Source organism: Saccharomonospora sp. CUA-673 (genome assembly GCF_001942305.1).
Lineage (GTDB): Bacteria > Actinomycetota > Actinomycetes > Mycobacteriales > Pseudonocardiaceae > Prauserella.
On record NZ_MKKE01000033.1, the window covers coordinates 145,457 to 171,601 of the forward strand.

Annotated in this window: 24 protein-coding genes and 4 pseudogenes; 19 read left to right on the plus strand and 9 right to left on the minus strand. The window is 71.0% G+C overall.

Features of this window, described 5'->3' with window-relative positions; genetic code table 11:
* Window positions 1-23: 23 nt before the first annotated feature.
* Together BJF85_RS15935 and mrf are read right to left on the minus strand one after the other, a co-directional pair.
* Window positions 24-272 (minus strand): type B 50S ribosomal protein L31, encoded by a 249-nt coding sequence (locus tag BJF85_RS15935; RefSeq protein WP_075848553.1) that lies wholly within the window; start codon window positions 270-272, stop codon window positions 24-26.
* Window positions 211-1,545 carry a ribosome hibernation factor-recruiting GTPase MRF gene (mrf, locus tag BJF85_RS15940; protein ID WP_139320660.1) on the minus strand — a complete coding sequence of 445 codons (1,335 nt, stop codon included), beginning with the start codon at window positions 1,543-1,545 and terminating at the stop codon, window positions 211-213. The genes BJF85_RS15935 and mrf overlap by 62 nt, the downstream gene beginning before the upstream one ends.
* A 46-nt stretch (window positions 1,546-1,591) precedes the next feature.
* Here mrf and rpmB point away from each other — a divergent pair, with 46 nt between their 5' ends.
* From rpmB to BJF85_RS16005, 13 genes and pseudogenes are all read left to right on the plus strand, one after another.
* Window positions 1,592-1,828 (plus strand): 50S ribosomal protein L28, encoded by a 237-nt coding sequence (rpmB, locus tag BJF85_RS15945; protein ID WP_075848555.1) that lies wholly within the window; start codon window positions 1,592-1,594, stop codon window positions 1,826-1,828.
* Window positions 1,828-1,995 carry a 50S ribosomal protein L33 gene (gene rpmG, locus BJF85_RS15950; RefSeq protein ID WP_075848557.1) on the plus strand — a complete coding sequence of 56 codons (168 nt, stop codon included), beginning with the start codon at window positions 1,828-1,830 and terminating at the stop codon, window positions 1,993-1,995. Before rpmB ends, rpmG begins: the two co-directional genes overlap by 1 nt.
* Before the next feature lie 153 nt (window positions 1,996-2,148).
* Window positions 2,149-2,454, plus strand: a complete 306-nt coding sequence (gene rpsN, locus BJF85_RS15955; RefSeq protein WP_075848559.1) for a 30S ribosomal protein S14 — start codon at window positions 2,149-2,151, stop codon at window positions 2,452-2,454.
* Window positions 2,455-2,464: 10 nt separating this feature from the next.
* A complete protein-coding gene (gene rpsR, locus BJF85_RS15960; protein WP_075848561.1) occupies window positions 2,465-2,695 on the plus strand; it encodes a 30S ribosomal protein S18 in 231 nt (76 codons plus the stop codon).
* A 117-nt stretch (window positions 2,696-2,812) separates the two neighbouring features.
* Window positions 2,813-4,052, plus strand: a pseudogene (gene cobA, locus BJF85_RS15965) (uroporphyrinogen-III C-methyltransferase).
* Window positions 4,053-4,097: 45 nt separating this feature from the next.
* Window positions 4,098-4,964, plus strand: a complete 867-nt coding sequence (locus BJF85_RS15970) for a crotonase/enoyl-CoA hydratase family protein (RefSeq protein WP_139320661.1) — start codon at window positions 4,098-4,100, stop codon at window positions 4,962-4,964.
* A 32-nt stretch (window positions 4,965-4,996) separates the two neighbouring features.
* Window positions 4,997-6,721 (plus strand): annotated as a pseudogene (locus BJF85_RS15975) (AMP-binding protein).
* 152 nt (window positions 6,722-6,873) lie between these two features.
* Window positions 6,874-7,104, plus strand: a complete 231-nt coding sequence (locus BJF85_RS15980; protein ID WP_075848773.1) for a hypothetical protein — start codon at window positions 6,874-6,876, stop codon at window positions 7,102-7,104.
* A 95-nt stretch (window positions 7,105-7,199) separates the two neighbouring features.
* Window positions 7,200-7,772, plus strand: a pseudogene (locus BJF85_RS15985) (CDP-alcohol phosphatidyltransferase family protein); the annotation flags it as partial.
* Window positions 7,773-7,971: 199 nt separating this feature from the next.
* Window positions 7,972-8,364, plus strand: coding sequence for a glycine cleavage system protein GcvH (gcvH, locus tag BJF85_RS15990; protein ID WP_075848565.1), 393 nt, complete (start codon window positions 7,972-7,974; stop codon window positions 8,362-8,364).
* A 140-nt stretch (window positions 8,365-8,504) separates the two neighbouring features.
* The gene (garA, locus tag BJF85_RS15995; RefSeq protein ID WP_075848567.1) at window positions 8,505-8,957 is read left to right on the plus strand and encodes a glycogen accumulation regulator GarA; all 453 of its coding nucleotides are present in this window, start codon (window positions 8,505-8,507) and stop codon (window positions 8,955-8,957) included.
* Window positions 8,954-9,766 carry a MerR family transcriptional regulator gene (locus BJF85_RS16000; RefSeq protein ID WP_075848569.1) on the plus strand — a complete coding sequence of 271 codons (813 nt, stop codon included), beginning with the start codon at window positions 8,954-8,956 and terminating at the stop codon, window positions 9,764-9,766. Before garA ends, BJF85_RS16000 begins: the two co-directional genes overlap by 4 nt.
* A gap of 257 nt (window positions 9,767-10,023) precedes the next feature.
* On the plus strand, window positions 10,024-10,497 hold the full coding sequence (locus BJF85_RS16005; protein WP_075848571.1) for a bifunctional nuclease family protein: 474 nt from the start codon (window positions 10,024-10,026) through the stop codon (window positions 10,495-10,497).
* 81 nt (window positions 10,498-10,578) lie between these two features.
* Here the strand turns inward: BJF85_RS16005 and BJF85_RS16010 are convergent, their stop codons facing one another.
* Window positions 10,579-11,229, minus strand: a complete 651-nt coding sequence (locus BJF85_RS16010) for a TetR/AcrR family transcriptional regulator (protein WP_075848573.1) — start codon at window positions 11,227-11,229, stop codon at window positions 10,579-10,581.
* 304 nt (window positions 11,230-11,533) lie between these two features.
* Between BJF85_RS16010 and BJF85_RS16015 the strand changes: the two genes are divergently transcribed.
* On the plus strand, window positions 11,534-12,103 hold the full coding sequence (locus BJF85_RS16015; RefSeq protein WP_075848575.1) for a MerR family transcriptional regulator: 570 nt from the start codon (window positions 11,534-11,536) through the stop codon (window positions 12,101-12,103).
* A gap of 80 nt (window positions 12,104-12,183) precedes the next feature.
* Here the strand turns inward: BJF85_RS16015 and BJF85_RS28045 are convergent, their stop codons facing one another.
* The 5 genes from BJF85_RS28045 to BJF85_RS16040 form a co-directional block, all read right to left on the minus strand.
* The gene (locus tag BJF85_RS28045) at window positions 12,184-13,449 is read right to left on the minus strand and encodes a hypothetical protein (protein ID WP_158056966.1); all 1,266 of its coding nucleotides are present in this window, start codon (window positions 13,447-13,449) and stop codon (window positions 12,184-12,186) included.
* 86 nt (window positions 13,450-13,535) lie between these two features.
* Window positions 13,536-14,474, minus strand: coding sequence for a 3-methyladenine DNA glycosylase (locus tag BJF85_RS16025; RefSeq protein WP_075848577.1), 939 nt, complete (start codon window positions 14,472-14,474; stop codon window positions 13,536-13,538).
* A complete protein-coding gene (locus tag BJF85_RS16030) occupies window positions 14,464-15,510 on the minus strand; it encodes a hemolysin family protein (RefSeq protein WP_075848579.1) in 1,047 nt (348 codons plus the stop codon). Before BJF85_RS16030 ends, BJF85_RS16025 begins: the two co-directional genes overlap by 11 nt.
* Window positions 15,507-16,826, minus strand: coding sequence for a hemolysin family protein (locus BJF85_RS16035; RefSeq protein ID WP_075848777.1), 1,320 nt, complete (start codon window positions 16,824-16,826; stop codon window positions 15,507-15,509). Before BJF85_RS16035 ends, BJF85_RS16030 begins: the two co-directional genes overlap by 4 nt.
* A 224-nt stretch (window positions 16,827-17,050) precedes the next feature.
* Window positions 17,051-17,629 (minus strand): TetR/AcrR family transcriptional regulator, encoded by a 579-nt coding sequence (locus BJF85_RS16040; RefSeq protein WP_075848581.1) that lies wholly within the window; start codon window positions 17,627-17,629, stop codon window positions 17,051-17,053.
* Window positions 17,630-17,782: 153 nt separating this feature from the next.
* On the opposite strand from BJF85_RS16040, the pseudogene BJF85_RS26665 reads away from it, so the two are divergent.
* From BJF85_RS26665 to BJF85_RS16070, 5 genes and pseudogenes are all read left to right on the plus strand, one after another.
* Window positions 17,783-19,113: pseudogene (locus tag BJF85_RS26665) on the plus strand (glutamate-cysteine ligase family protein); the annotation flags it as partial.
* 164 nt (window positions 19,114-19,277) lie between these two features.
* A complete protein-coding gene (gene egtB, locus BJF85_RS16055) occupies window positions 19,278-20,636 on the plus strand; it encodes an ergothioneine biosynthesis protein EgtB (protein WP_075848587.1) in 1,359 nt (452 codons plus the stop codon).
* A 4-nt stretch (window positions 20,637-20,640) separates the two neighbouring features.
* Window positions 20,641-21,432 (plus strand): ergothioneine biosynthesis protein EgtC, encoded by a 792-nt coding sequence (gene egtC / locus BJF85_RS16060; RefSeq protein WP_075848589.1) that lies wholly within the window; start codon window positions 20,641-20,643, stop codon window positions 21,430-21,432.
* Window positions 21,420-22,400 carry an L-histidine N(alpha)-methyltransferase gene (gene egtD / locus BJF85_RS16065; protein WP_075848591.1) on the plus strand — a complete coding sequence of 327 codons (981 nt, stop codon included), beginning with the start codon at window positions 21,420-21,422 and terminating at the stop codon, window positions 22,398-22,400. The genes egtC and egtD overlap by 13 nt, the downstream gene beginning before the upstream one ends.
* A 162-nt stretch (window positions 22,401-22,562) precedes the next feature.
* Entirely contained in the window at window positions 22,563-23,081 is a 519-nt protein-coding gene (locus BJF85_RS16070) for a nitroreductase family deazaflavin-dependent oxidoreductase (protein ID WP_075848593.1), read from the plus strand.
* 91 nt (window positions 23,082-23,172) lie between these two features.
* Here BJF85_RS16070 and BJF85_RS16075 read toward each other — a convergent pair whose 3' ends face one another.
* Window positions 23,173-25,995 carry an aconitate hydratase gene (locus BJF85_RS16075; protein WP_075848595.1) on the minus strand — a complete coding sequence of 941 codons (2,823 nt, stop codon included), beginning with the start codon at window positions 25,993-25,995 and terminating at the stop codon, window positions 23,173-23,175.
* Window positions 25,996-26,145 lie beyond the last annotated feature (150 nt).

Below are 26,145 nucleotides of genomic sequence, written 5' to 3' on the forward strand. Positions count from 1 at the left end.
CCGATACCGATGCCGAAGCCGGGTTACGTGCGCGTGCCGTAGCGCCGGCGGAACTTCTCGACCTGGCCCGCCGAGTCCATGATCCGCTGCGTGCCCGTCCAGAACGGGTGCGAGGCGGAGCTGATCTCGACGGTCAGCAACGGGTAGGTGTTGCCGTCCTCCCATTCGACGGTGCGCTCCGAGGTCGCCGTCGAACGGGTCAGGAAGCGGTCACCGGTGTTGGCGTCCTGGAACACCACCGGGTGGTAGTCGGGATGGATGCCGCGTTTCATCGTTCCTCCTGGAATGTCGGGTCGGTCGCACCGGCGTCGGTGCCGGGTTGTTCGGTGCCGGGTTGTTCTGTGGCGGGGTCGCCGGTGTCGGCTTCCTCGCTGTGGCCGGCACGAACGGATCGGGGTAGCGGCGCCACGCATCGGCGCCCTCGGCGAGTTCGTCGTCGGTGAGCAGCGCCGCGCGCAGCTCGTGCTCGACGGCCGCGGGGTCGGCGCGATCGGCCAGGACGACGAGTTCCTGTGCCCGGTCGCCCCATCGCGGATGCCAGCGCAGCGACGCGATCGCGCGGCGCTCGGGCGACACGTCGTCCCACGCGGGTCCGGTGTCGGCGTCGAGCCACTGTCCGGCGAGGCGGAGGCCGAGCCCGCCGCCTGCCGACTCGACCCACAGCCGCTCGTCGGGCCTGCTGGCGATCCAGGCGTGTCCGCGGGTCCGGACGACGCCGTCGAGCAGGGTGTCGAGTGCCCGGTTGAGCCGGTCGGGGTGGAAGGGGCGCCGGGCGGTGAAGCTGAGCAGGGACACACCGCAGTCCGGTTCCAGCGGCGGCTCCCCGGACAACACGGCGCCGCCCGGATCACGGGGCGTGCCGCGGAACCCGTTGCCGGGCACGGCCTCGCCGAGCCGCGGGGTGTCGGTTCGGCACAGTTCGAGGATCGCCGCGCGTGGGGCGAGACGCTCGAGGACCGCCCCGGTGCGCGCCGCGGTCCACGCGTCGGGCGCCTCGCCCGCGAGGACGAGCACGTCGGCGAACTCGGGCTGCACCGCCGCGACCTGGGCGAGCGTGCGGTCGTCGTCGGGGCCCGCCTGCAGGCCCCGCTCGCGCAACGGTGCGTCGCCGGTGACGTCGGCCAGCCACGTGGCCTGGTCGACGACGGTGGCGACCGCCTCGATCTCGACATCGTCGGTCACGGGTGCCTCGCCCACCACCGTCGTATGGATCTCCTGGCAGACCTGCTCGGGTTCGAGTGCCTCGTCCAGCCGGACCACGATCCGCTCCACCTCCGGTGTGCGGGCCAGGCTGCGCAGCAGCGGCAGCAGGTCCCGGCGCAGGGTGCACGAGACGCAGTCGTGGTCGAGCTGCACGGTCTCGAGGCTGTCGTGGTCGCCGAGGCTGACGTAGCGGCGGAGGAATCCCTCGCTCGCGAGGCGCAGGTCGTGGTGCACGAGGGCGGTCGTCCGGGAATCGCCCACGAGCCGATCGGCCAGGCAGCGGGAGGCCGCGGTCGCCAACCCCGACACGAGGACGAGGGGTACGCGGTGCTTGTCGGTCACGCCATGTACTGTAAATGAAAACGATTATCAGAACCAAGGAGGGTTGATGTCGGCGATCTGCCAGGTCACCGGGCGTGCCCCGGGCTACGGCAAGCAGGTGTCGCACTCCCACCGGCGCACGTCGCGGCGGTGGGAACCGAACATCCAGACGCGGCGGTACTGGGTGCCCAGCGAGAACCGCTGGGTGCGGCTGCGTGTGTCGGTGAAGGGCATGAAGACGATCGACAAGCGCGGGATCGACGCCGTCGTGGCCGACCTGCGCGCGCAGGGGGTGAAGCTCTAGTGGCCAGCACGACCGACATCCGGCCGATCATCAAGATGCGCTCGACCGCGGGCACCGGATTCACCTACGTGACACGGAAGAACCGGCGCAACAACCCCGACCGCCTCGTGCTGCGCAAGTACGACCCCATCGCGCGCAAGCACGTGGAGTTCAAGGAGGAGCGCTGATGAGTGACGATCGCGAAGCCCTTGGCTCGTCGGCGCGACCGGGTGCGGGTGTCCCGCAGAACAAGGAGGAGCGCTGATGAGTGACGATCGCGAAGTCCTTGGTTCGACGGCGCGACCGGGTGCGGGTGTCCCGCAGAACAGGGAGGAGCGCTGATGGCGAAGAAGTCGAAGATCGCGAAGAACGAGCGGCGCAAGGTCGTCGCGGCGCGGTACGCGGAGCGGCGTGCGGAGCTGAAGGAGACCGTCCGGTCGCCGCACAGCACGCCGGAGCAGAAGGCCGCGGCGGTGTCGGCGTTGCAGAAGCTGCCGCGGGACGCGAGTCCGACGCGGATCCGCAACCGCGACGCGGTCGACGGCAGGCCGCGTGCCTACTACGGCGCGTTCGGTCTGTCGCGGATCCGGCTGCGGGAGATGGCGCACCGGGGCGAGCTGCCCGGTGTGAGCAAGTCGAGCTGGTAGGAGGAGAACGGTGAAGCCGACCCCGCCCAAGCGGCGCAAGCGGAATCTGCTGCGGGCCGAAGGCGTCGAGTACGTGGACTGGAAGGACACCGCGTTGCTGCGGAAGTTCCTGTCCGATCGCGGCAAGATCCGCGCCCGCCGGATCACCGGGTTGACCCCGAGCGAGCAGAAGGACGTCGCACGGGCCATCAAGAACGCCAGGGAGATGGCCCTGTTGCCGTATCCGGTCAAGAAGGGCTGAGCCGCAGCGTTCGGGGTGTGTCGTCGCCGATGTCGGGTGCCGCGGGGTAGAGGGCCTGCTCACGTTGCGCGGCCCTGAGCGCGTGCTGCGGGCGGGGCATGCGGCATGCTGACCGGCATGGCGCAGGAGGAGCACTACCTGGTCGGACTCGACCTCAGCGGGCGACGTGTGGTCGTCGTCGGTGGCGGCACCGTCGCTCAGCGGCGGCTGCCGCGGCTGGTCAAGGCCGGGGCCGTGATCGAACTCGTATCCCCGGACACCACCCCGTCGGTCGGCGCGATGGCCGACGAGGGGGAGATCACCTGGACGCGGCGGGCCTACGCCGACGGTGACCTCGCCGACGCTGGTACGTCCTGGCGTGCACCGACGATGCGGACGTCAACGCCGCGGTGTACGCCGAGGCCGAGCGCAGGCGGATCTTCTGTGTCCGTGCCGACTCCGGTCCCGACGCAGTGCGGTGACGCCGGCGTCGGGGGAGAACGACGGTGTGCTGGTGGGCGTGCTCTCCGGTGGGGAGCCCCAGCGTTCGGCCGTCGTGCGGGACAACCTGTTGGACGCGTTGCGGTCCGGCGCCGCCCAGGACCCCGGCCGTGGGTACGGCCAGGAGTCCGGCGGCGCCGGTCGTCCCGAGGCGGGCGTGGCGCTCGTGGGCGGCGGACCGGGCGATGCCGAGCTGATCACGGTGCGCGGCCGGCGGCTGCTGGCGCGTGCCGACGTGGTGGTCGTCGACCGGCTCGCGCCGCGGGAACTGCTCGACGAACTGCCCCCGCACGTCGAGGTGATCGACGCCGCGAAGATCCCGTACGGCAGGGCCGCGAGCCAGGATGTGATCAACAGCGCACTGATCGACAAGGCCAAGGCGGGCAAGTTCGTCGTGCGCCTCAAGGGCGGCGATCCGTACGTGTTCGGCCGCGGCTTCGAGGAGCTGCTGGCCTGTGTCGAGGCCGGCGTGAAGGTGACCGTGGTGCCGGGCATCACGAGTGCGTTCGCCGTGCCCGCGCTCGCCGACGTCCCGGTGACGCATCGTGGCGTGACCCACGAGGTCGTCGTCGTGTCGGGCCATGTCGGTCCCGACCACGAGGCCTCGCTGGTGGACTGGGATGCGCTGGGCAGGCTCCGGGGCACGATCGTGCTGATGATGGGTGTCGAGCGGATCGACCGGTTCGCCGAGGCACTGATGAGCGCGGGCCGGCCCGCCGACACGCCGGTGGCGATGATCCAGGACGGCTCGATGGCCACGCAGAAGGTGCTGCGCTCGACGCTCAAGGAGGTCGGCGTGGACGCGGCGCGCGAGGGCATCCGCCCGCCCGCGGTGACGGTCATCGGCCCGGTGGTGGGACTGCTCGACGGCGCCTGACCCGGCTGTGGTGCTCGGCGGCACCCGTGGGCCAGGATGATGACCATGAACGCCGAGAACCCCGCCGCAGCCGCCGGTACCGAGAACCCGTTCGCCGACCTCGTCTCGTTGGAGGTCACCCGATCCGGCCACGTGGCCGAGGTGACTCTGCTGGGGCCCGCCAAGGGCAACGCGATGGGCCCGGATTTCTGGCGGGAGCTGCCCGAGGTCTTCCGCGCGCTCGACGCCGACCCCGAGGTGCGGGCGATCGTACTGACCGGCAGCGGACGGAACTTCTCGTACGGGCTGGACCTGAACGCGATGCTGCCCGGGTGGGCCGAGTTCCTCGGTGCCGACGCACAGGCGGGGCCGCGGACGCGGTTCCTCGAGGAGATCCGCCGTCTGCAGGAGGCCATCACCGCTGTCGCCACCTGCCGCACCCCGATCGTGGCCGCCGTGTCCGGCTGGTGCATCGGAGGCGGCGTCGACCTGATCTCCGCCGTGGACATCCGCCTCGCGAGCGCCGACGCGAAGTTCAGCGTGCGCGAGGTCAAGGTCGCCATCGTCGCCGACATCGGCAGCCTGCAGCGGCTGGGCGGGATCATCGGCGAGGGTCATCTGCGGGAGCTGGCGCTCACCGGCAAGGACATCGACGCCGCCCGTGCCGAGCGCATCGGTCTCGTCAACGACGTCTACGCCGACCAGGACGAACTCCTCGCCGCGGCGCGCACCCTGGCCGCGGAACTGGCCGCCAATCCGCCACTGGTCGTGCGCGGCATCAAGGACGTACTGTCCATGGGCACCGAACAGCAGGTCGACGCCGGGTTGCGGTACGTGGCGGCGTGGAACGCCGCGTTCCTGCCGAGCAAGGACCTGGTCGAGGCGGTGCAGGCCTTCATGGAGAAGCGCGAGCCGCACTTCACCGGTGAGTAGCGGAACTCGACGACGAGGGAGAAGAAGGACACGTGAGCAACGAGGCCCACACAGCCCACACAGCCCACTCGGCCCACGACGCTTTCCGCGTGGCGCGGGACTTCCTGCTGGAGCACCGCGAGGACTACGACACGGCCTATGCGGGATTCCGCTGGCCGGCGCTGACCGAGTTCAACTGGGCACTGGACTGGTTCGACCGGGTGGCCGCCGATCCGGCCAACGCCGAGCGCTACGCGCTGTGGATCGTGGAGGAGGACGGCACCGAGGGGCGCTGGACCTATCCCGAGATGGCGCGCGGTCGAACCGGGTGGCCAACTGGCTGCGCGCCCAGGGTGTGCGCCGGGGTGACCGGCTGATCCTGATGCTGGGCAACCAGGTCGAGCTGTGGGAGACGATCCTGGCCTCGATCAAGCTCGGTGCGGTCGTCATCCCGGCGACCACGCTGCTGGGGCCGGCCGACCTCGTCGACCGGGTCGAGCGCGGGCAGGCGCGGCACGTGGTGGCGCGGTCGGCCGATGCGGGCAAGTTCGACGACGTCCCCGGCGACTACACGCGCATCGCGGTGGGGGAGCCGGTCGAGGGCTGGGCGGCCTACGCCGACGCCGACGACGCCGAGGCGGCGTTCACCCCCGACGGGGCCACCAACGCGGCCGACCCGCTGCTGCTGTACTTCACCTCCGGCACGACGGCGAAGCCGAAGCTGGTGCAGCACACGCACGTGTCGTACCCGGCGGGCCACCTGTCGACGATGTACTGGATCGGCCTCGAACCGGGCGACGTGCACCTGAACATCTCGTCGCCGGGATGGGCGAAACACGCGTGGAGCAACGTGTTCGCGCCGTGGAACGCCGAGGCGACCGTGTTCCTGTACAACTACACGCGCTTCGACGCGGGCGCGCTGATGACGCAGATGGATCGCTGCGGCGTCACCAGTTTCTGCGCCCCGCCGACGGTGTGGCGGATGCTGATCCAGGCGGATCTGACCGCGCTGGCCACACCGCCGACGAAGGTCGTCGCGCCGGTGAGCCGCTCAACCCCGAGGTGATCGAGCAGGTCCGCGCCGCATGGGGCGTGACGATTCGCGACGGGTTCGGCCAGACCGAGACGACCGTGCAGATCGCCAACTCGCCCGGCCAGGACGTCAAGCCCGGGTCGATGGGCCGGGCCGTGCCCGGGTTCTCGGTGGTGCTCGTGGACCCGGCCACGGGAGAGCCGGCCACCGAGGGCGAGCTGTGCCTGGACCTGACCGAACGGCCCACCGGCCTGATGGTCGGTTATGCCGGCGACGAGGAGCGCACGGCGACCGCGTTCGGCGGCGGCTACTACCACACGGGCGACGTCGGTTCGATCGACGAGAACGGCTACATCACCTACGTGGGCCGCACCGACGACGTGTTCAAGGCCTCCGACTACCGCATCTCGCCGTTCGAGCTGGAGAGCGTGCTGTTGGAGCACGAGGCGGTCGCCGAGGCCGCGGTGTACCCGCCCCGGACCCGATCCGGCTCGCCGTGCCGAAGGCCTACGTCGTGCTCGCCTCCGGGCACGAACCCGGTCCCGAGGTGGCGGAAGGGATCCTGGCCTTCTGCCGCGAGAACCTGGCTCCCTACAAGCGGATTCGCCGACTCGAGTTCGGTGAGTTGCCCAAGACCATCTCCGGCAAGATCCGCCGGGTGGAGCTGCGCGGCAAGGAGAACGAGGCGGCCGAGCGGCCCGCAGGGGAGTATCGCGACGAGGATTTCCCTGCGCTGAAAGGCTGAATCGGCCCCGTGGTACGACCGGCGCCGGGCGCGTCCACACATGTCCACAGTGGACAAATCGGGCGCCGGTCGTGCGCGGTGTCACCGGCGCGGGCGGGTGAACATGATCGCCTGCCGTTACGCGGGCGCCTCGGCTGCCGATGGTCCGGGTGATGAACGAGAGTGACAGCCCCGCGTCAGGCTCGGCCGCGCAGACCCAACCGATCTCGCCCGCCCCGCCCACCACGCCCTGCACGGTCGTGTGGAGCCAGGGCCGGCCCTTCGTGCTCGAGAGCGGCGCCGGCCGGCCCCGCTGGATGGGCATGGACCGGCACGGGCGTCCGCAGGCCCTCACCGGCGACGAGCTGTGCCGCCGCGGCTGGAGCTACCGTCGCGCCCGCTGAACGTCGGGTGTGCGTGCGTCCCCGCCACCTCTTCCTGACGCTCCGGCTACGGTGAACGAGTGAGGGAGTCTGCGGGATCTAGGCAGCATGGCGAGTTGTCCGGTACTGGGTCCGAAGCGTCATTGCTGCGCCAGGCGCTGACCGCACCCAACATTCTGTCCATCCTCCGCCTGGCCGGCGTCCCCCTGTTCCTGTGGCTGCTCCTCGGCCCGCAGGAGGACGGGTGGGCCCTGCTGGTGCTGGTGCTCAGCGCGGGCACCGACTGGCTCGACGGCAAGCTCGCCCGCTGGCTGAACCAGATGAGCCGGCTCGGCGAGGTCCTCGACCCCGCCGCCGACCGGCTCTACATCGTGGCCACCCTCGTGGCGTTCCTGGTCCGCGACATCGTGCCCTGGTGGGCCGTCGTCGCCCTGCTCGTCCGCGAGGTCGTGGCAGCCGTGTGCGTCCTGGTGCTGCGCTACTACCGCTTCCGGCCGCCCGAGGTGACCTACGTCGGCAAGGGCGCCACGTTCGTACTCATGTACGCCTTCCCCCTGCTGCTGCTCATGCAGGGCGACTCCATGGCCGCCGAGATCGTGCGTCCGCTGGCGTACGCGTTCACCATCTGGGGCGGCGCCCTGTACCTGTGGTCCGGCGCCCTGTACGTGATCCAGACCGTCCTGGCCGTCTTCCGCTTCCGCCGCGGCACCCTCGAGACGGCGGCCCGCTCGAACAACCCCCACAGCCCGAGCCGGACCCCGCCGACGGGGCCCAGCGGTCCGAGGGGGCTCAGGGGGCCACCGGGGCGAAGGGTGCGGTTTCGGACTGACGCGCGGGCGGCGACCGTGCCATGATGCGCAGCAGTCGTGACGTGAAAGGGGAAGGGCCTTGGCTGCTCAGTCCGCTCCGGAGGAGCTGCGCTACACCGAGGACCATGAATGGGTCGCCGAACGCACCGACGGGGTCGTGCGGGTGGGGATCACCGAGTACGCACAGGACCAGCTGGGTGACGTCGTGTTCGTCGACCTACCAGCGTCCGGTTCGACCGTGACCGCCGGCGAGGCGTTCGGCGAGGTCGAGTCGACCAAGAGCGTCTCGGAGCTCTACGCGCCGCTGGACGGCGAGATCGTCGCCGTCAACGACGGCGTCACCGAGACCCCGGAACTGATCAACGGCGACCCCTACGGCGAGGGGTGGCTCGTCGAGATCAAGCTGTCCGATCCCGACACGTTCGGCGGACTGCTCGATGCCGAGGCATACCAGCGGGTCATCGGGGGTTGATCGGGGAGCCCGGGCACCGCGGGCGGCCCCGTGCGCGGTACGTTGAGGCGCACCAGGTTTTCCGGTCCGGAGGCGAGCAGCGCCCCTGGCCGGCGGCCGAAGGCCAAGCGACACACTGTCAGTGCGTAAGGAGAGCTCAGGTGAGCACGAACGACGGGCCCGAGATTCCCCCGGAGGGAGCTCCGGAGAAGACCTCCGTGTTCCGGGCGGACTTCCTGTCGGAGGTGGAAGGGCAGGAGGCCCCTGCGGTCGAGCCGCAGGAGGCCGGCGTCGACGCGCTGCCTGCGGGTTCGGCGTTGCTGGTGGTCAAGCGGGGACCGAACGCCGGTTCGCGTTTCCTGCTCGACCGCGACACGACCAGCGCGGGTAGGCACCCCGACAGCGACATCTTCCTCGACGACGTCACGGTGTCCCGCCGGCACGCGGAGTTCCGCCGCGAGGGCGGTTCGTTCGTGGTGATCGACGTGGGCAGCCTGAACGGCACGTACGTCAACCGCGAGCCGGTCGACCAGGCCGTCCTGGCCGGTGGCGACGAGGTGCAGATCGGCAAGTTCCGGCTGGTGTTCCTGACCGGAGGCCAGGGGGCGCAGTGACGGCTGCCGGGCGGCAACCACGCGAGGGGTTGAGCATCGGGGCCGTGCTGGCGCAACTGCGCAAGGACTTCCCCGACGTCACGATCTCGAAGATCAGGTTCCTCGAGTCCGAGGGTCTGGTCCGCCCCGGTCGCACGCCGTCCGGCTACCGTCAGTTCACCGCCGCCGATGTCGAACGTCTGCGGTTCGTCCTGACGGCCCAACGTGATCACTACTTGCCACTGAAAGTGATCAAGGAACGGCTGGAAGCTGCCGACCGCGGCGCCGAACTCGACCCCGGCCCCCGAACGGGCGGCGTGGACGCCGCGGGGAACCCGGCCGGTCGCGACGGCGCGGGTGCGGCGGGGCCGCGTCCCCCGCGCAAGCTCGTGTCGGTCGACGGCCCGGACACCGGGGGAGTGCCGGCGCCCACGGCGGCCGACTTCGCCGGCGGTGCGCCCCTGCGGCTCACGCAGGAGCAGGTGCTCGCCGACGCGGGCATCGACGAGGCACTGCTGGCCGAGCTCGTCCAGTACGGCCTCATCCGGCCCGGCGCCGCCGGGTTCTACGACTCCGACGCCGTGCACATCGCCCGGACCGTGACGGCGATGGCCGAGTTCGGCATCGAACCGCGGCATCTGCGGGCCCTGCGCGTGTCCGCCGACCGCGAGGTCGGACTGCTCGAGCAGATCGCGTCCCCGGTCTACCGGCATCGCGACGCGGGCGCGCGCGAACGCGGCGATGAACTGGTCCGCGAACTGGCGGCCCTGTCGGTCACGCTCCACACCCTGCTCGTCAAAGCGGGCATTCGGGGCATGACCGGTGGGTGAACCACGCCCGGACGGAGCAACCTGGCGTGTCGCCATTGTTAAGCAGTGCGGCGAAACTTCGGTGAAGCCGTAGGGATGACGTACGGTTGAAGCGGGCTCGAAGAGACCGGGCCGGCGAGAGTGAGCAGCGAGCACAGCGCACCGCGGACGGGTAGCGTCGACGGTGTCCGCGCGGTGAGCCATCGCGGGGCAGCGCCGAGCGGGGCTACCCTCAGGCGACGCGCTGCGGCCCGCGCAGAAGAGGGAGGCGAAGCCCGATGAGCGAGATGCGCGTCGTCGGCGTCCGGGTCGAGCTGCCCGCGAACCAGCCGATCTTGTTGCTGCGGGAGACGGAAGGCGAGCGGTACCTGCCGATCTGGATCGGCTCGGTGGAGGCGACCGCGATCGCCTTGGAACAACAAGGGGTGAAACCGGCTCGCCCGCTGACCCATGATCTGCTCAAGGATGTCATCGGTGGTCTCGGCAGGGACCTGGAACAGGTGATCATCACTGATCTGCAGGAGAGCACGTTCTTCGCCGAGCTGGTGTTCGACGGTGACGTGCGCGTGTCCGCGCGGCCGAGTGACTCGGTGGCGCTGGCGCTGCGGATGGGCGTCCCCATTCACGCCGAGGAGGGTGTCCTCGAGGAAGCCGGCCTCCTCATCCCCGACGAGCAGGAGGACGAGGTCGAGAAGTTCCGCGAGTTCCTCGACTCGGTCTCACCCGAAGACTTCCGTGGCGCGGACACCTGATCCTGCCACGACAGCTACGGCCGGCGATGCCTCGCATCGCGGCCGTAGCTTTTTCACGGGGTCGTCCGCCCTGTACGGCGGTCAGTCCGCCCGGATCGCCCGGTCGAACAGTTCCGCCAGTTCCCGGCCGTAGCCCTCGACGTCGAGGTCGGGTTCCTGTCGCAGCCGGAGCGTGACCCCGTCGACGGCCTGCCGCATGGCCAGCGCCGTGACGCGCGGATCGACGTCCCGGAACACGCCTGCACGGGTTCCCTGGGCGAGTTGCCGTTCGAAGCGGCCGACCTGCACCGCGTGCACCACCTGAGCCGATACGGGATCGGCCCCGGCGTGGGTGCCGATCTCGACGAGCGCCGTCGACTCCCGAGGGTGCTGCGCGAGGAACGCCAGCTCCGCGCGCAGCTGACCGAGCAGGATGAGTCGGAGGTCCTTGGCCGCCGGCTCATCCAGCTCCGAGGCGAGTCTCGTGGTGACGAACGTGTCGCGCCGGTCGATGATCGCGCCGAGCGTGGCCGACATCAGCTCGCTCTTGCTCGCGAAGTGGTACGACACCATCCGCGTGCTCGACAGTCCGGCCCGCTCCACGATGCGAGCGAACGAGGTACGGCCGTAACCGAGGTCGGCGACCGTCTCGATGGTCGCGTCGACGATCTGCCTGCGCCGTGCGTCCTCGGTGACCGTGAGTCCGCTACCCGCACCGAATTCGCTGAGTCGGGATTCTTCATTTACCTGCATGAGTAAATAGTGACCCAGGTGAGTAAATCGCGCAAGTTGATACCGGGAGGGCGATCGCCGTTGCGGCGTTCGGTCGAGATGTCGCCAGGGTGCCCGCGCGTCGCGTTGACCGCCTGAGGGGGTGGGCATACCGTTCGAAGAACGATGAATCGCGCCGGCGCTGCGGAGCGGTCCTCGTCGCTCGTGGATCTCGTGGCACGTGGACCTGGTGACAGCAGCGCCGATGCGCGTGTGTCGTACCGGTCGCCACCCGGGCCGGCGTTCTTGTTTCGTCGGCCGCGTGGCCGGGCGAGAGGAGGCATGCGTGGTCGACGACAGTTCGATCCAAGGCATCGACGGTGGGGAACAGGGTGAGCTGTTCCCCGATGACTCGTTGCCCGACGAGCTGGTTGGCTACCGTGGCCCGGCGGCGTGTCAGATCGCCGGCATCACCTACCGGCAGCTCGACTACTGGGCGCGCACCAAGCTGATCGCACCGAGTATCCGGACCGCGCACGGCTCGGGTTCGCAGCGCCTGTACTCGTTCAAGGACCTGCTGGTCCTGAAGATCATCAAGCGGCTGCTGGACACCGGCATCTCGCTGCACAACATCCGGGTCGCGGTCGACCACCTCCGCGGCAGGGGCGTGCGCGACCTCGCGCGGGTGACGTTGTTCTCCGACGGCGCGACCGTCTACGAATGCACCTCGCCCGAGGAGATCGTCGACCTGCTGCAGGGTGGGCAGGGTGTCTTCGGCATCGCCGTCAGTGGCGCGATGCAGGAGATCACCGGCTCGCTGCACGAGTTCCCCGCCGAGCGGGCCGACGGAGGCGAGCTCGAGACTCCCGTCCCGGACGAGCTGTCCGAGCGGCGCAAGGCCCGCCGCACCGGCTGAGGCGAGCCCCCGACAGACACCGGCGCCGCCACCACGGTCGAACGTGGTGGCGGCGCGTTCGTGGTGCCGCTGCGTGTCGGTCAGCCCTGGTCGCTGGCGCTGCCGCTGCCGCGGGAGGTGAGGGCGTCCTGCTGGGCGGGTTCGCCGAGGTAGGCGCGGAACGACTGGGCGGCCCGCTGCTGGATGCTGTCGACCCCGTCGCCGGCGAGGCTGACGTAGGTGAACGTCGCGTCCGAGGTCTCGGAGAGCGTCTCGGGGGTGGCGCCGACGCGCTCCGGCTGCTCGGACCGGAGCTTGTCCGACCACTGCGTGTCGTCGACGATCCACGCCGACGGCGTGCCGCGCGAGCGGTTGCCGGTGAGGTCCTCGTAGACGACCTCGGGCGTGCCCGGCTGGACGGTGACGTCGATGCAGTGGCCGTGCACGACCGTCCGGTCGGCGTTCCACGACCGGGCCGCCTGCTCGACGGCGTCGGCGGCGCCCGGGGCGGTGGCGACCCGGAGCGTGGCGGTGCCTTCCTGGCAGGCCGCGGCCTGTGCCTGCGCGCGGTGGGCCATCTCGTCGTCCGCCCAGTTCCAGGCGAAGATGCCGCCCACGATGAGCAGCACGAGGATTCCGCAGGCGATCGGCCACGCGGCCACGCGGCGCCGCTTCACGCCCGTGTCGATGGCGCGGTGGCTGCCGGTGGAGGTGACTGCGCGGCGGCTGCCCGTGGACGTGACGGCCCGGTGGCTGCCGCTGGCGGTCACCGCGCGGCGGCTGCCCGTCGACGTGACCGCGCGGCGGCTGCCGGTGGAGGTGACGGTGCGGTCGTTGCTGGTGGACCCGGCCGCGTCGACGGAGTCGGACGCCGGCGGGGCGTCGGCCTCGGCAGCGGCGGCCGGCTCGGCTGCCACTGCGGGCTCGTCTGCCGGTGCGGGCTCGGGAGTCGAGGAGGGAGCGGGGGTGGGCCGGGGCGTGGCCGAGGGGCGGGGAGTGTCGGCAGGACGGGGATCGGTGGGGCGGGGCACCGCGGACCGGGCCGAGGGAGCAGGCATCGCGGGGATCGTGCGCTCGACCTCGGGGACGGGGTGCCCGGGCGGGGTTCGGTGGGTGCCGGCGTCGGCGGAGCGCCTCGGCCGGGGAGCCGGACGGGGCTGCTGCTCGGCGGTGCCGACGGCGTGCATGGCCGGGTTGGTCTCCCGCACGCCGTCGGGGGCGGGTGCGTAACCCGGTGCCCCTCGGTATGCCGGAGGGGGAGTCGTGGTGTCGCTGAACCAGTACGAGGACCGGCTGCGTCTGCCGGTCGTCGCCTGCGGATCAGGCTGCTTGGGAGCCGGATCGTCGGCTCTGCTGTGCCGCCCCATTCGCGTCCTCTCGCGTGCGCCGAGCGCTGACTACACTCTGTCGACGTGACAAAAACGTAACCACCCTAACAGCCGAGCGCGTCGAATCAGTGTGATTCGGGACCGACTTCGGCCGAAGCGAGCAACCCGCGGTAGAGGGTGATCAGTCGTTCGCGCAGCGGCGCGGCCCGACGGGTGAACGCGGCCTGGCGGCGCGCGTACTCCGCCCTGCCTGCGGCGGTTTCGATGCGCACCGGATCGTAGCCGAGCGAGGAGAGGTCGTACGGGCTGGCCCGCATGTCGAGCTCACGGATGTCGGCGGCGAGCTCGAAGCAGTCCGCGAGCAGTTCCGAGGGTGTGAGCGGGCCCAGTTTGTAGGCCCATTTGTAAATGTCCATCCCCACATGGAGGCAGCCGGGCTGTTCGAGGTCGCGCTGGGAGTTCCTGGTCGGCTGCAGGGTGTTGAGCGGCCGTGCGGGTTCGGTGAAGAACCGGAAGGCGTCGTAGTGGGTGCACCGGATGTCCATGCGGTCGACGACCTCGTCGGTGCCGGCCGAGCCCAACCGTAGCGGTAGCTGAGAGTGACGAACCTGGTCCGGTGCGTCGCGATACACCATCGCCCATTCGTGTAGGCCGAAACAGCTCAGCCGCGCCGTGCGGGACGCGGTCGCCTCGAGCAGCGCGAGCACGTGCCGCGCCATCCGGGCGCGCTTGGCCGTCAGCGCCGCCGGGTCCACGGTCACCGCGGCGGTGTCGGCGTCGTCGTCGGCGGCGCCGGGGATCGCGGTCTCGACGTAGCCGGTGCGGGCGAGGAACGTGCGCGCGCCCGGCCCGGTCACGACGGTCCCCGCGCCGGGCTGCCAGCGTTCGAGCTGCGACGGCGGCAGGGAGTAGTAGGTGAACAGGAAGTCCCACACCGGATGCTTCTCGCCGCGGGACCGGCGGGCCTGGTGGGGCACCGTCCAGGTGCGCATGCGGGCGACGTGCGCCTCCTCGCGGGCGCGCCACTCCCGCTCGGTCAGGACGGTCGGGGCGTCAGGTGACATGGGTGCCGTCCCGGACGGTGCCGACGTACTCCTCGACGAGGTCCTCGAGCGCGGCCACGCCGACGACCCGTCCCGCCCCGTCCACCGCGGTGGCCAGGTGGCTGCCCTCGCGGCGCATCGCCGACAGCGCCGTGTCGATCCGCGTGTGCATGGCCAGTTGGGTCAGCCGCCGGATCTTGTGTGCGGGCACGGCCGAGTCCGGATCGTCGCCGATCCGGTCGAGGATGTCCTTGATGTGCACGTAGCCCACGAGCCTGCCGCCGTCGGTGCGCAGCGGGTAGCGCGAGAAGCCGGTGGCCGACACGGCCTCCTCGACGTCGCCGAGCGTCGGCCGGTCCGGCACGGTGCGCAGCTGGTCCATGGGCACGACGATGTCGGCGACCGTCTTGTCGGCCGAGGACAGGGTCTGGGTGAGCCTGCGGTGCTCGGCCTGCTCGATCAGCCCCTCCCGGCGGGACTCGCTGAGCAGCGCGGCGAGCTCGTCGGAGGTGTAGCTGGTCTCGATCTCGTCCTTCGGCTCGACCCGCATCACCCGCAGGATGCCGTTGGCGACACCGTTGAGCAGCCAGATGAACGGCTTGACGAGCCGCACCCACCCGACGTGCACGGGCACCAGCCACAGTGCGAGCCGTTCGGGTTCGGCGATCGCGAGGTTCTTCGGCACCATCTCGCCGACCAGCACGTGCAGCAGCGTGATCGCCACGAGCGTGACGGTGAACGCGATGATGTGCACGACGTAGACCGGGATCGGGACACCGAGGGCGACGGCCGCGGCCTCGAGCCGGTGCGCCACCGCGGGTTCGCCGAACTGGAGCAACAGCAGCGAGCAGATCGTGATGCCGAGCTGCGCGCCGGCCAGCATCAGCGAGACGTTCTGACTGGCCTTGATGACGATCCGGGCGCGGGTCGTGCCCTGTTCCAGCAGCGCCTCGAGCCGGTCGCGCCGCGAGGAGATGAGGGCGAACTCGGCGCCGACGAAGAACGCGTTGAACGCGAGCAGCAGGCCGATGGATGCGATGGCGATCCAGTCGTTCATTCCGCCCCCTGCCCGCCCGGTTCGACCCGGACCTCGGCCACGCGGTGGCGGTCCATCTCGGTGACCGTCAGCCGCCAGCCGTCGACGTCGACGGCGTCGCCGCGCTGCGGGATGCGGCCGAGCCGCTCGAGCACGAGACCGGCGATGGTCTCGTAGTCGCCGGTGGGCATGCGGAACCCGGTGATGTCGCGCACCTCGTCGTCGCGCAGCCTCCCCGACACGGCCCAGCTGTCGTTGCCGATCTGCTGGGACGTCGGCTGTTCGCGGTCGTCGTGCTCGTCGCGGACGTCGCCGATGATCTCCTCGACGACGTCCTCGAGCGTGACGAGACCGGCGCTGCCGCCGTACTCGTCGACGACGATGGCGAGCTGGAACCGCGAGGCGCGCAGCCGGTCGAGCAGCGCGTCGCCCGGCAGGGACTCGGGAACCGTCGGCACGGGGCGCATCACCGAGCTCACCGGCACGGACGCGCGGCGGTCGGCGCGGACCGTGAACGCCTGCTTGACGTGCACGGCGCCCTGAACGTCGTCGAGATCCTCGCGGTACACGGGGAACCGGGACGTGCCGGTGGCCCGGGACCGTTCGACGAGGTCGGCGACCGTGTCGTCGATGTGCAGCGCCTCGACGCCCACCCGCGGGGTCATCAGCTCGTCGGCGGTGCGCTCGCCGAACCGCAACGACCGGTCGAGCAGCTGGGCGGTCGCGGCGTCGAGGGTGCCGCTCTCGGCGCTGGCGCGCACGATGGAGCCGAGTTCCTGCGCCGAACGGGCCGAGCGCAGCTCCTCCTGTGGTTCCACACCGGCCTTGCGCACGACCCAGTTGGCGCTGTTGTTCATGAACGTGATGAGCCAGCCGAACAGCGCGGAGAACCGCGAGTGGTACCCGGCGACGGCGCGGGCCGTCCGCAGCGGCTGGGCGACGGCCAGGTTCTTGGGCACCATCTCGCCGATGACCATCGACAGCGTGGTGGCCAGCAGCAGCGACACCACGAGCGAGGTCCCGGCCACGGCGCCGTCGGGCAGGCCGGCTGCGTGCAGCATCGGGCGGATCACCTGGCCGAGCAGCGGTTCGGCGACGTATCCGGTGAGCAGGGTGGTGATGGTGATCGCCACCTGCGCGCCCGAGAGCTGGAACGAGAGCGTCCGGTGTGCCCTCAGGACCGTGCGCGCACGGCGGTCGCCGACCTGGCGCACGTTGGCCTCGATGGCGCTGCGTTCGAGCGAGGTGAGCGAGAACTCGGCGGCCACGGCGAGGCCGGTGCCGACCGTCAGCAGCAGGACGACCAGCAGTCCGCCGATGGTGAGTACGACGTCCATCAGCACACGTCCATCACAGCGCGCCGCCCGCCTGCCGTGCGGGTGGCTTCACGAGGGAGGCCGGGTGGAAACGCGGGGAGCCGGGCCTGGCGCCCGGCTCGGGACTGTCACCCGGCGATGGCGCATCGCGCACGAACGACGTCACTCCTCGAAGAGCGGGAACGGAAATGCGGGTCATCCTAACCAGCACAAACGGTGCCGGCGTGGGTGGTGTTCCCGGCGGCTCACTCGCCGCGGTGTCGGCGCACGCTGTCCTCGACGACGTCCAGGACGGGCTCCAGATCGTCGGCGGGCAGGCCCATCGCCAGGTGGGACACGAGACCTTCGAGGACGAGCTGGAGATAGTCGGCGAGGACCTCGACGGCGATGTCGTCGCGGAGGTTGCCCGACCGCCGCTGCCATTCGAGTCGCTTGCGCGTGGCGATGGTGAGTTGCTGGGAGTGCTCGGCCCAGCGGCTGCGGAACTCCGGGTCGGTGCGGAGTCGGCGGGAGACCTCCAGGCGCGTGCCGAGCCAGTCGGCGGGGTGCTCGGACTGGCCGGACAGCAGATCGCGCATGACCTGGACCAGACCCTGTTCGGCCACGACGTCGGCCATCCGCGCGGCATCGTCCTCGGCGAGGGCCAGGAACAGCGATTCCTTGTCGCGGAAGTGGTGGAAGATGGCGCCGCGGGACAGCGCGGTCGCTTCCTCGAGCCTGCGGACCGTGGCACCCTCGTAGCCGAAGCGCCCGAAGCACACCCGAGCGCCGTCGAGGATCTGGCGCCGGCGTGCATCGAGGTGGTCCTGACTCACGCGTGGCATTCATCGATCTTGACACCGCGCGTGGACCCAACGCAAACCGTACGTACGTCCTGTGAGGACGGTGTGATCCGGCGGCTCGAGTTCTCTGCGAGTGTCGTACCCCGGGGGTAGCGTCGGGCAGCGACGGTCCCGGAAACCGATACGGGTGGTCGCATGACGGCGATGCACGGTCCTGTCAGTCCCTTTCCCGAACCCCCGTCCGAGCGAGCGTGCGCCGGCGGCGAGGTCGCCGAGCCGGCCCTGCCGGACACCGCGGCCCGCGATCGGGCGGCCCGCGTGGTCGCCGACCGCGCCGAGGGCGAGGCGTACGTCGCGTCGGTGTGCTTCAAGCACGGCCCGCCGCGGCTCGTCGGCGTCGAACTCGAACATCTCGTGTACGACCGCGCCGACCCGTCCGCGCGCCTCGCACCCGACCGGCTGGCGCGCGCCCTCGGCAGCCACGCCCCGGCCACCCTCGCCCGCCATCCCGGCCGCACACCCGGCCCGTCCTCCGCGGAACTGCCCGCCGGGTCCGCCCTGACCGTCGAACCCGGGGGACAGGTCGAGATCTCCACCGCTCCGCATCCCACGCTCGACCGGCTGATCTCCGCGGCCACCACCGATCTGGACCACGTCGCCGCGTTGCTCGCCGCCGAGGGCCTCCTCCTCGGCCGTACGGCGATCGATTCCACACGAACCCCCGCGCGCCTGCTCGAGACCGAGCGGTACGCCGCGATGGAACGCCGGTTCGCCGCCCGGGGCAGCGGTGGGATCACCATGATGTGCTCCACCGCGGCGGTGCAGGTGTGTCTCGACGCGGGGGAGCCCGCCGACCTGCCCGCGCGGTGGGCGGCACTGCACGCCGCCGGTCCGGTGCTGTTGGCGCTGTTCGCGAACTCCACCCACCACGCCGGCCGCCGCACGGGGCAGCGTCCGCGCGGTGGCTGTCGGTGCTGGACACCGACCCGCCCCGCACCCGATTCGACGCCGAACCGGCCGATCCGCCTGCGGCATGGGCACGCCGGGTGCTCGACACCCCGCTGATGGTCCGGCGTCGTGCGCGAGGGCGGTGGGACGCCCCGCCCGCCGTGCCGTTCGCCGACTGGATCGCCCGCCGCGGCATCGCCCGCACGTGGCCACCACCCACGTTCGGCGACCTCGACTACCACCTCACGACGCTGTTCCCGCCCGTGCGGCCACGCGGGCACCTCGAGGTGCGGTACCTCGACGCCCAGCCTCCCGGCCGGTGGATAGACCCGGTGGCGATGCTCGCCGCCCTGCTGCACCGACCGGACGTCACCGACCGGGTCCTGGACCTCTGCGCGCCCGTCGGCACCGGCGAGGACCGGTGGGTCCACGCCGCCCGGCACGGAACGGCCGATCCGGACCTGAACCGCGTCGCACGGCAGCTCGTCGACCTCGCGTGCGGCGAACTGGGCGCCCTCGGTCTATCCGGCGACAGCGTCGACGACATCACCGCTGCCCTGCATGCCCGCCTCGACCGGGAACCGGCACCGCGCCGGCCGGGCGAACCCGGCCGTCCCACTCCGCCGCCGCGCACCCCGCGGGTGCCGCCGCCACCCGGGCCCCTGCCTCAACCGCGCACACCACAGACCGGTCCGCGCCCGCGACAGTCCGCCGATCCGTCGACCACGAGGAGGACGACGCCATGAGCACCGTCGACACCCACACCGGCCCCGGCACCGATGACAGCCCCGACACGGCACCGGGCGACCTCCGCGAACGGGCCGCCGCAGCACTCGAACGCGCCCGCGCACGGACGGCCACACTCACCGACGTCGACGACGGCGAACTCACCCGCCAGCATTCGCCGTTGATGTCGCCGTTGGTGTGGGACCTCGCGCATGTCGGCAGCCAGGAGGAGATCTGGCTCGTCCGCGACGTCGGCGGACGTGAGGCGGTGCGCCCCGACATCGACGAGCTCTACGACGCGTTCCGGCACCCCCGCGCCGACCGGCCGCAGCTGCCGTTGCTGGGGCCGGCCGAGGCGCGCGCCTACATCGACCAGGTGCGGCGCAAGGCGCTCGACACGCTCGACGCCGCACCCCTTGACGGCAGCCCGCTGACGGAGTCGGCCTTCGCGTTCGGCATGGTCGCCCAACACGAGCAGCAGCACGACGAGACGATGCTCGCCACCCACCAGCTGCGCCGCGGTGACCCGCTGCTGCACGCGCCCGCACCGCCGGTCCGCCGCTGCGGCGCCGTGCCGGAGGAGGTCGTCGTGCCCGCGGGCCGGTTCACGATGGGCACCTCCGCGGAACCGTGGGCCCTCGACAACGAACGGCCCGCACACGAGGTGTTCGTCGACGGCTTCGCCATCGACACCTTCCCGGTGACCTGCGACCGGTACGCCGCGTTCGTCGACGCCGGCGGCTACCGCGACCCACGCTGGTGGAGCGCCGACGGCTGGGCGTACGTCACGGAGAAAGGCATCACCGCACCGCGGTTCTGGCGCTTCGACGGCGGACGCTGGTGGCGCCGCCGCTTCGGCGTGTACGAACCCGTGCCCGACGACGAACCGGTGCTGCACGTGTCGTTCCACGAGGCCGAGGCCTACGCCGCGTGGGCGGGCAGGAGGCTGCCCACCGAGGTCGAATGGGAGAAGGCAGCCCGCCACGATCCGGAGACCGGCCGGTCCCGGCGCTACCCGTGGGGCGATGACGACCCGGGCGCCGAGCACGCGAACCTCGGGCAGCGGCACCTGCGCCCCGCGCCCGTCGGCGCCTACCCGGCCGGGGCCTCGCCGCTCGGCGTGCAGCAGTTGATCGGCGACGTGTGGGAGTGGACCTCCAGCGACTTCGCCGGCTACCCGGGATTCCGGGCGTTCCCGTACGCCGAGTACTCGGAGGTGTTCTTCGACGGGCGGTACAAGGTGCTGCGCGGCGGGTCCTTCGGCACCGACACGGTGGCTATCCGCGGCACGTTCCGCAACTGGGACTTCCCGATCCGCCGGCAGATCTTCACCGGCTTTCGCTGCGCCCGCGACCTCCGCCCCGGGGAGGGCTGAACGGGTGTGCCGGCACGTGGCCTACCTGGGGCCCGAGGCGTCGCCGGCGCATGCGGTGGTCGACGCGCCGCACTCGCTGTCGGTGCAGGCCCACGCGCCACGGGACATGCGCGGCGGCGGCACCGTCAACGCCGACGGCTTCGGATTCGCCTGGATCGCCGCGGACGGTGCGCCTGTGCGGTACCGGCGCGCCCGTCCGTTGTGGACCGACGAGACCGCGCCGCGCTTGGCACGGTCGGTGCGTTCGTCGGCGTTCGTCGGCGCGGTCCGCTCCGGGACGCCGGGGATGCCGGTGGAGGAGGCGGCGTGTGCGCCGATGCTCGACGGCACGTGGATGTTCAGCCACAACGGGGTCGTGCGCGGCTGGCCCGACTCCGTGGCCGACCTGGCTGCGACGCTGCCGACGACGGATCTGCTGCGACTCGAGTCGCGCACCGATTCGGCCCTGCTGTGGGCGTTGCTGCGCCGACGGCTCGCGAGCGGCGGTGACCCGGCCGCCGAGGTCGCCCGGCTCGTGTCCGACGTGGACCGCGCGGCGCCGGGATCACGACTGAACCTGCTGATCGCCGCGCCCGGGACGCTGATCGCCACCACGTGGACGCACTCGCTGGCCCTGCGGGCCACATCGCGGTCCGTGGAGCTGACGTCCGAACCGTACGACGAGGACGACGGTTGGCGGCAGGTCCCGGACCGCAGCCTCGTCACGGCGCGGTGTGCGTCAGGGCCAGGCGAGTCCGACGAGGTGACCGTGACGGTCGAGGCCATCGACGAGGGAGGAGCGACATGGCAGGCGTGAGGATCGACGCGAGCGGCGAGGCGGTCGACGAGGTCGCGATCGACGAGCAACTGCGGCGCGATGTCCGGGAAGGACTGTCGGCGCAGCGGAAATCGTTGCCCTCCAAGTGGTTCTACGACGCGCGGGGCAGCGAGCTGTTCGAGCGGATCACCGCGTTGCCCGAGTACTACCCGACGAGGGCCGAACGGGAGATCCTCGTGCGGGAGGCGCACGCGATCGCTGCGACCACCGGGGCGCGCACACTGGTGGAGCTCGGCGCCGGGTCGAGCGAGAAGACCCGGGTGCTGCTCGACGGGCTGGTGCGCCACGGCACTGTGCGTCAGTTCGTGCCGCAGGACGTGTCGGGCTCGGCGCTGACGGCGGCCGCCGAGGCGATCTCCACCGACTACCCGGATCTCGACGTGCGCGGCGTGGTCGGCGACTTCACGGAGAACCTCGCGGAGCTGCCCGGCACGTCGCCGCGGCTGGTGGTGTTCCTCGGCGGCACGATCGGCAACTTCCTGCCGGCCGACCGGGTGCGGTTCCTGCGGTCGGTGCGCGGCGTGCTTGAGCCGGGGGAGTGGCTGCTCCTCGGCACCGATCTGGTGAAGGACCCGGCGACCCTGGTGCGGGCCTACGACGACGCCGAGGGTGTGACGGCCGAGTTCAACCGCAACGTCCTGGCCGTCCTCGCGACTCGGCTCGACGCCGACGTCGACCCGGCCGATTTCGACCACGTGGCCGTGTGGGACGCCGAGCAGGAGTGGATCGAGATGCGCCTGCGGGCCCGCCGGGACCTCGTGGTGCGCATCCCCGGCGCGGACCTGGAGGTGCGCTTCGCCCGCGGCGAGGACGTCCGCACGGAGATCTCCGCGAAGTTCCGCCCCGAACGGGTCCGAACCGAACTCGCCGAGGCCGGTTTCGCCCTCGAACACTGGTGGACCGACGAGGCAGGCAGGTTCGGCCTCTCCCTGGCACAAGCCACCTAGCCACCCGCCCCCACCCAGCCCCCGAGACCTGCACCCAGACCCGCGAAATCTGCATCCAGAACCGCCAGATCTGCATCCAGACGCGTGAGGTCTGCGGTCGGACCGGCGGGATCGGGGATAAACCCCGATGCGTGGGCGGGCCGTGGGTGATCGAATGGCGGTATGTCCCGTACGCCCGCCTCGCCGACGTCGTCCAATCCGTTGCCCGCCCTGGCCCGCATCCTCGGAAAACGGCGCGGCCTGATGCGGCTCGCGCCCGCCATCGTGTGGACGGACGCGCGGCTGACCCGGCTGACCCGCGGCAGGGTGACGCTCGTGGGTATCGCGGGACTGCCGTCGCTGCGGCTCGTCACCACCGGTCGGCGCACCGGCCGGCCGCGCGAGACGAACCTGCTGTACCTGCCCGACCGCGGCGCCTGCATCGTCACCGGATCGAACTGGGGACGTCCGACGGAGCCGGCATGGGTGCACAACCTGCGGACGACACCCGAGGCGCGCGTCGTGATCCGCGGCCGTGCCACGGACGTCCACGCGCGGGAACTGTCCGGAATGGACCGTGAGGCGACCTGGCGGCGACTGCTGGCGTTCTGGCCCGGCTACGCGATGGAACGCGACGAGGCCGGTCGCGATTTCCCGATCTTCGTCCTCACCCCGGATCGAACACAGACGTCGCAGTCCTGAACGCCGATCTCGCGGGACCGAACGCGGGCCGAACGACGAGGGCGCCGTGGGCCTGTCGGCCCACGGCGCCCTGTGCGCGATCAGCTGGTGATCAGGCGCTGGTCATCTTCCGCAGCACGTACTGCAGGATGCCGCCGTTGCGGTAGTAGTCCGCCTCGCCGGGGGTGTCGATGCGGACGACCGCGTCGAACTCCACCTTCTGCCCGTCGGTCTTGGTCGCGGTGACCTTGACCGTCGACGGCGTCTCGCCGTTGTTCAGCGCGGAGATACCGGCGATGTCGAACGTCTCCGTGCCGTCGAGGCCGAGCGAGCTCGCCGACTCGCCCTCCGGGAACTGCAGCGGAACAACGCCCATGCCGATCAGGTTCGACCGGTGGATGCGCTCGAACGACTCGGTGATCACCGCGCGCACGCCCAGCAGGCTCGTGCCCTTGGCCGCCCAGTCACGCGAGGAACCGGAGCCGTACTCCTTGCCGCCCAGGACCACCAGCGGGGTGCCCTGCGCCGCGTAGTTCTGCGCCGCGTCGTAGATGAACGCCTGCGGGGCGCCGTCCTGCGTGAAGTCACGCGTGTACCCGCCCTGCACACCGCCGTCGACGATGGCGTCGAGCAGCAGGTTGCGCAGCCGGATGTTGGCGAACGTGCCGCGGATCATCACCTCGTGGTTACCGCGTCGGGAACCGTAGGAGTTGAAGTCCTTGCGCTCGAGACCGTTCTCCTTGAGGTACCGGCCGGCGGGCGAGTCCTCCTTGATGGCGCCGGCGGGGGAGATGTGGTCGGTGGTGACCGAGTCGCCCAGCAGCGCCAGCACACGCGCACCCGAGATGTCCTCGACCGGCGCCGGCTCGGCGGCCATGCCGTCGAAGTACGGGGGCTTGCGCACGTAGGTGGACTCGGAGTCCCACTCGAACGTCTTGCCCTCGGGCGTCGGCAGGGCCTTCCACCGCTCGCCGCCGTCGAAGACGTCGGCGTAGTCGTTGGTGAACATCTCCTGCGTGATCGCCTGGTCGATCGTCTGCTGGATCTCCTGCGGCGACGGCCAGATGTCCTTCAGGAAGACGTCGTTGCCGTCGGTGTCCTGGCCGAGCGGCTGGTTGTCGAAGTCGAAGTCCATCGTGCCCGCGAGGGCGTAGGCGATCACCAGCGGCGGCGAGGCCAGGTAGTTCATCTTGACGTCGGGGTTGATCCGGCCCTCGAAGTTGCGGTTGCCGGACAGCACCGACACGGCCGTGAGGTCGTTGTCCTGGATGGCCTGCGAGATCTCCTCCGGCAGTGGACCGGAGTTGCCGATGCAGGTGGTGCAGCCGTAGCCGACCAGGTGGTAGCCCAGCTTCTCCAGGTACGGCCACAGGCCGGCCTTCTCGTAGTAGCCGGTGACGACCTGCGAACCCGGCGCCATGGACGTCTTGACCCACGGCTTGACCGACAGGCCCTTCTCGACGGCGTTGCGGGCCAGCAGGGCGGCGCCGAGCATGACCGACGGGTTCGACGTGTTGGTGCAGGAGGTGATCGAGGCGATCACCACGGCACCGTGGTCGAGCACGAACTCGCCGCGCTCGTCCGAGCGCACCGTGACCGGCTTGGACGGACGGCCGGTCGCACCGTTGGCGGCCGACTGCACCGCCGCGGCGACCTCGGCGCCGGAGGTGGCCGGCGCGTCGCTGGCCGGGAACGACTCCTCGACCTTCTCGTCGACGTTGGTGTGCGGCGTGGCCTGCTCGTCGGTGATGTAGTCGCGCACCGACTTGCGGAACGAGGGCTTGGCGTCGGTGAGCTCGATGCGGTCCTGCGGGCGCTTCGGACCGGCGATCGACGGGACGACCGTGGACAGGTCGAGCTCGAGGTACTCGGAGTACTCCGGCTCGACGGACGGGTCGTGCCAGAGGCCCTGCTCCTTGGAGTAGGACTCCACCAGCGCCAGCTGCTCCTCCGAGCGGCCGGTCAGCTTGAGGTAGCGGATCGTCTCCTCGTCGATCGGGAAGATCGCCGCGGTGGAGCCGAACTCGGGGCTCATGTTGCCGATCGTGGCGCGGTTGGCCAGCGGCACGGCGCCGACGCCCTCACCGTAGAACTCGACGAACTTGCCGACCACGCCGTGCTTGCGCAGCATCTCGGTGATCGTCAGCACGACGTCGGTGGCGGTCGCGCCGGGCGGGATCTCGCCGGTGAGCTTGAAGCCCACGACGCGCGGGATGAGCATCGACACGGGCTGGCCGAGCATCGCGGCCTCGGCCTCGATGCCGCCGACGCCCCAGCCGAGCACGCCCAGGCCGTTGACCATCGTGGTGTGCGAGTCGGTGCCGACACAGGTGTCCGGGTAGGCCTGGCCGTTGCGGGACATCACCGTGCGCGCGAGGTGCTCGATGTTGACCTGGTGCACGATGCCGGTGCCCGGCGGGACGACCTTGAACTCCTCGAAGGCGTTCTGGCCCCAGCGCAGGAACTGGTAGCGCTCCTTGTTGCGCTCGTACTCGATCTCGACGTTGCGCTCGAAGGCGTCGGGACGGCCGAAGACGTCGATGATCACCGAGTGGTCGATGACCATCTCGGCGGGGGCGAGCGGGTTGACCTGGTCGGGGTCACCGCCGAGGGCGGTGACGGCCTCGCGCATCGTGGCCAGGTCGACGACACACGGCACACCGGTGAAGTCCTGCATGACCACGCGAGCGGGGGTGAACTGGATCTCGGTGGAAGGATCGGCCTTCGGATCCCAGTTGCCCAGTGCGCGGATGTGCTCCGCGGTGATGTTGGCGCCGTCCTCGGTGCGCAGAAGGTTCTCGAGGAGAATCTTCAGGCTGTACGGCAGCCGCTGCGAGCCCTCGACCTTGTTGAGGCGGAACACCTCGTACGAGGCGTCACCCACCTTCAATGTGTCGCGAGCGCCGAAGCTGTTCTTGCTGGCGGGTGCAGTCACGTCTCACTCCATGCGGCGGTTAGTTCGGGTACCCAGGGCCGAGTCTTGCGCACCCCCGTCGCGCCCGCAGAGGTGGGCTCGGAAGATCCCTGCCCCACAAACAGTACGCCTGTCCTTTTTTATGTCAAGCCAGGGCCACGGGGGCACGTC

What these genes read in the sequence shown, in the direction of transcription:
- rpsN (WP_075848559.1), top strand. Translation starts at nt 2,149, where the DNA reads ATGGCGAAGAAGTCGAAGATCGCGAAGAACGAGCGGCGCAAGGTCGTC.
- BJF85_RS16005 (WP_075848571.1), top strand. Translation starts at nt 10,024, where the DNA reads ATGAGCGAGATGCGCGTCGTCGGCGTCCGGGTCGAGCTGCCCGCGAAC.
- BJF85_RS15970 (WP_139320661.1), top strand. Translation starts at nt 4,098, where the DNA reads ATGAACGCCGAGAACCCCGCCGCAGCCGCCGGTACCGAGAACCCGTTC.
- BJF85_RS16040 (WP_075848581.1), bottom strand. Translation starts at nt 17,629, where the DNA reads ATGCCACGCGTGAGTCAGGACCACCTCGATGCACGCCGGCGCCAGATC.
- BJF85_RS15935 (WP_075848553.1), bottom strand. Translation starts at nt 272, where the DNA reads ATGAAACGCGGCATCCATCCCGACTACCACCCGGTGGTGTTCCAGGAC.
- rpmB (WP_075848555.1), top strand. Translation starts at nt 1,592, where the DNA reads ATGTCGGCGATCTGCCAGGTCACCGGGCGTGCCCCGGGCTACGGCAAG.
- BJF85_RS16035 (WP_075848777.1), bottom strand. Translation starts at nt 16,826, where the DNA reads ATGGACGTCGTACTCACCATCGGCGGACTGCTGGTCGTCCTGCTGCTG.
- egtD (WP_075848591.1), top strand. Translation starts at nt 21,420, where the DNA reads ATGGCAGGCGTGAGGATCGACGCGAGCGGCGAGGCGGTCGACGAGGTC.
- BJF85_RS28045 (WP_158056966.1), bottom strand. Translation starts at nt 13,449, where the DNA reads ATGGGGCGGCACAGCAGAGCCGACGATCCGGCTCCCAAGCAGCCTGAT.
- BJF85_RS16025 (WP_075848577.1), bottom strand. Translation starts at nt 14,474, where the DNA reads ATGTCACCTGACGCCCCGACCGTCCTGACCGAGCGGGAGTGGCGCGCC.
- BJF85_RS15980 (WP_075848773.1), top strand. Translation starts at nt 6,874, where the DNA reads ATGAACGAGAGTGACAGCCCCGCGTCAGGCTCGGCCGCGCAGACCCAA.
- egtB (WP_075848587.1), top strand. Translation starts at nt 19,278, where the DNA reads ATGAGCACCGTCGACACCCACACCGGCCCCGGCACCGATGACAGCCCC.
- BJF85_RS16030 (WP_075848579.1), bottom strand. Translation starts at nt 15,510, where the DNA reads ATGAACGACTGGATCGCCATCGCATCCATCGGCCTGCTGCTCGCGTTC.
- BJF85_RS16070 (WP_075848593.1), top strand. Translation starts at nt 22,563, where the DNA reads ATGTCCCGTACGCCCGCCTCGCCGACGTCGTCCAATCCGTTGCCCGCC.
- BJF85_RS16010 (WP_075848573.1), bottom strand. Translation starts at nt 11,229, where the DNA reads ATGCAGGTAAATGAAGAATCCCGACTCAGCGAATTCGGTGCGGGTAGC.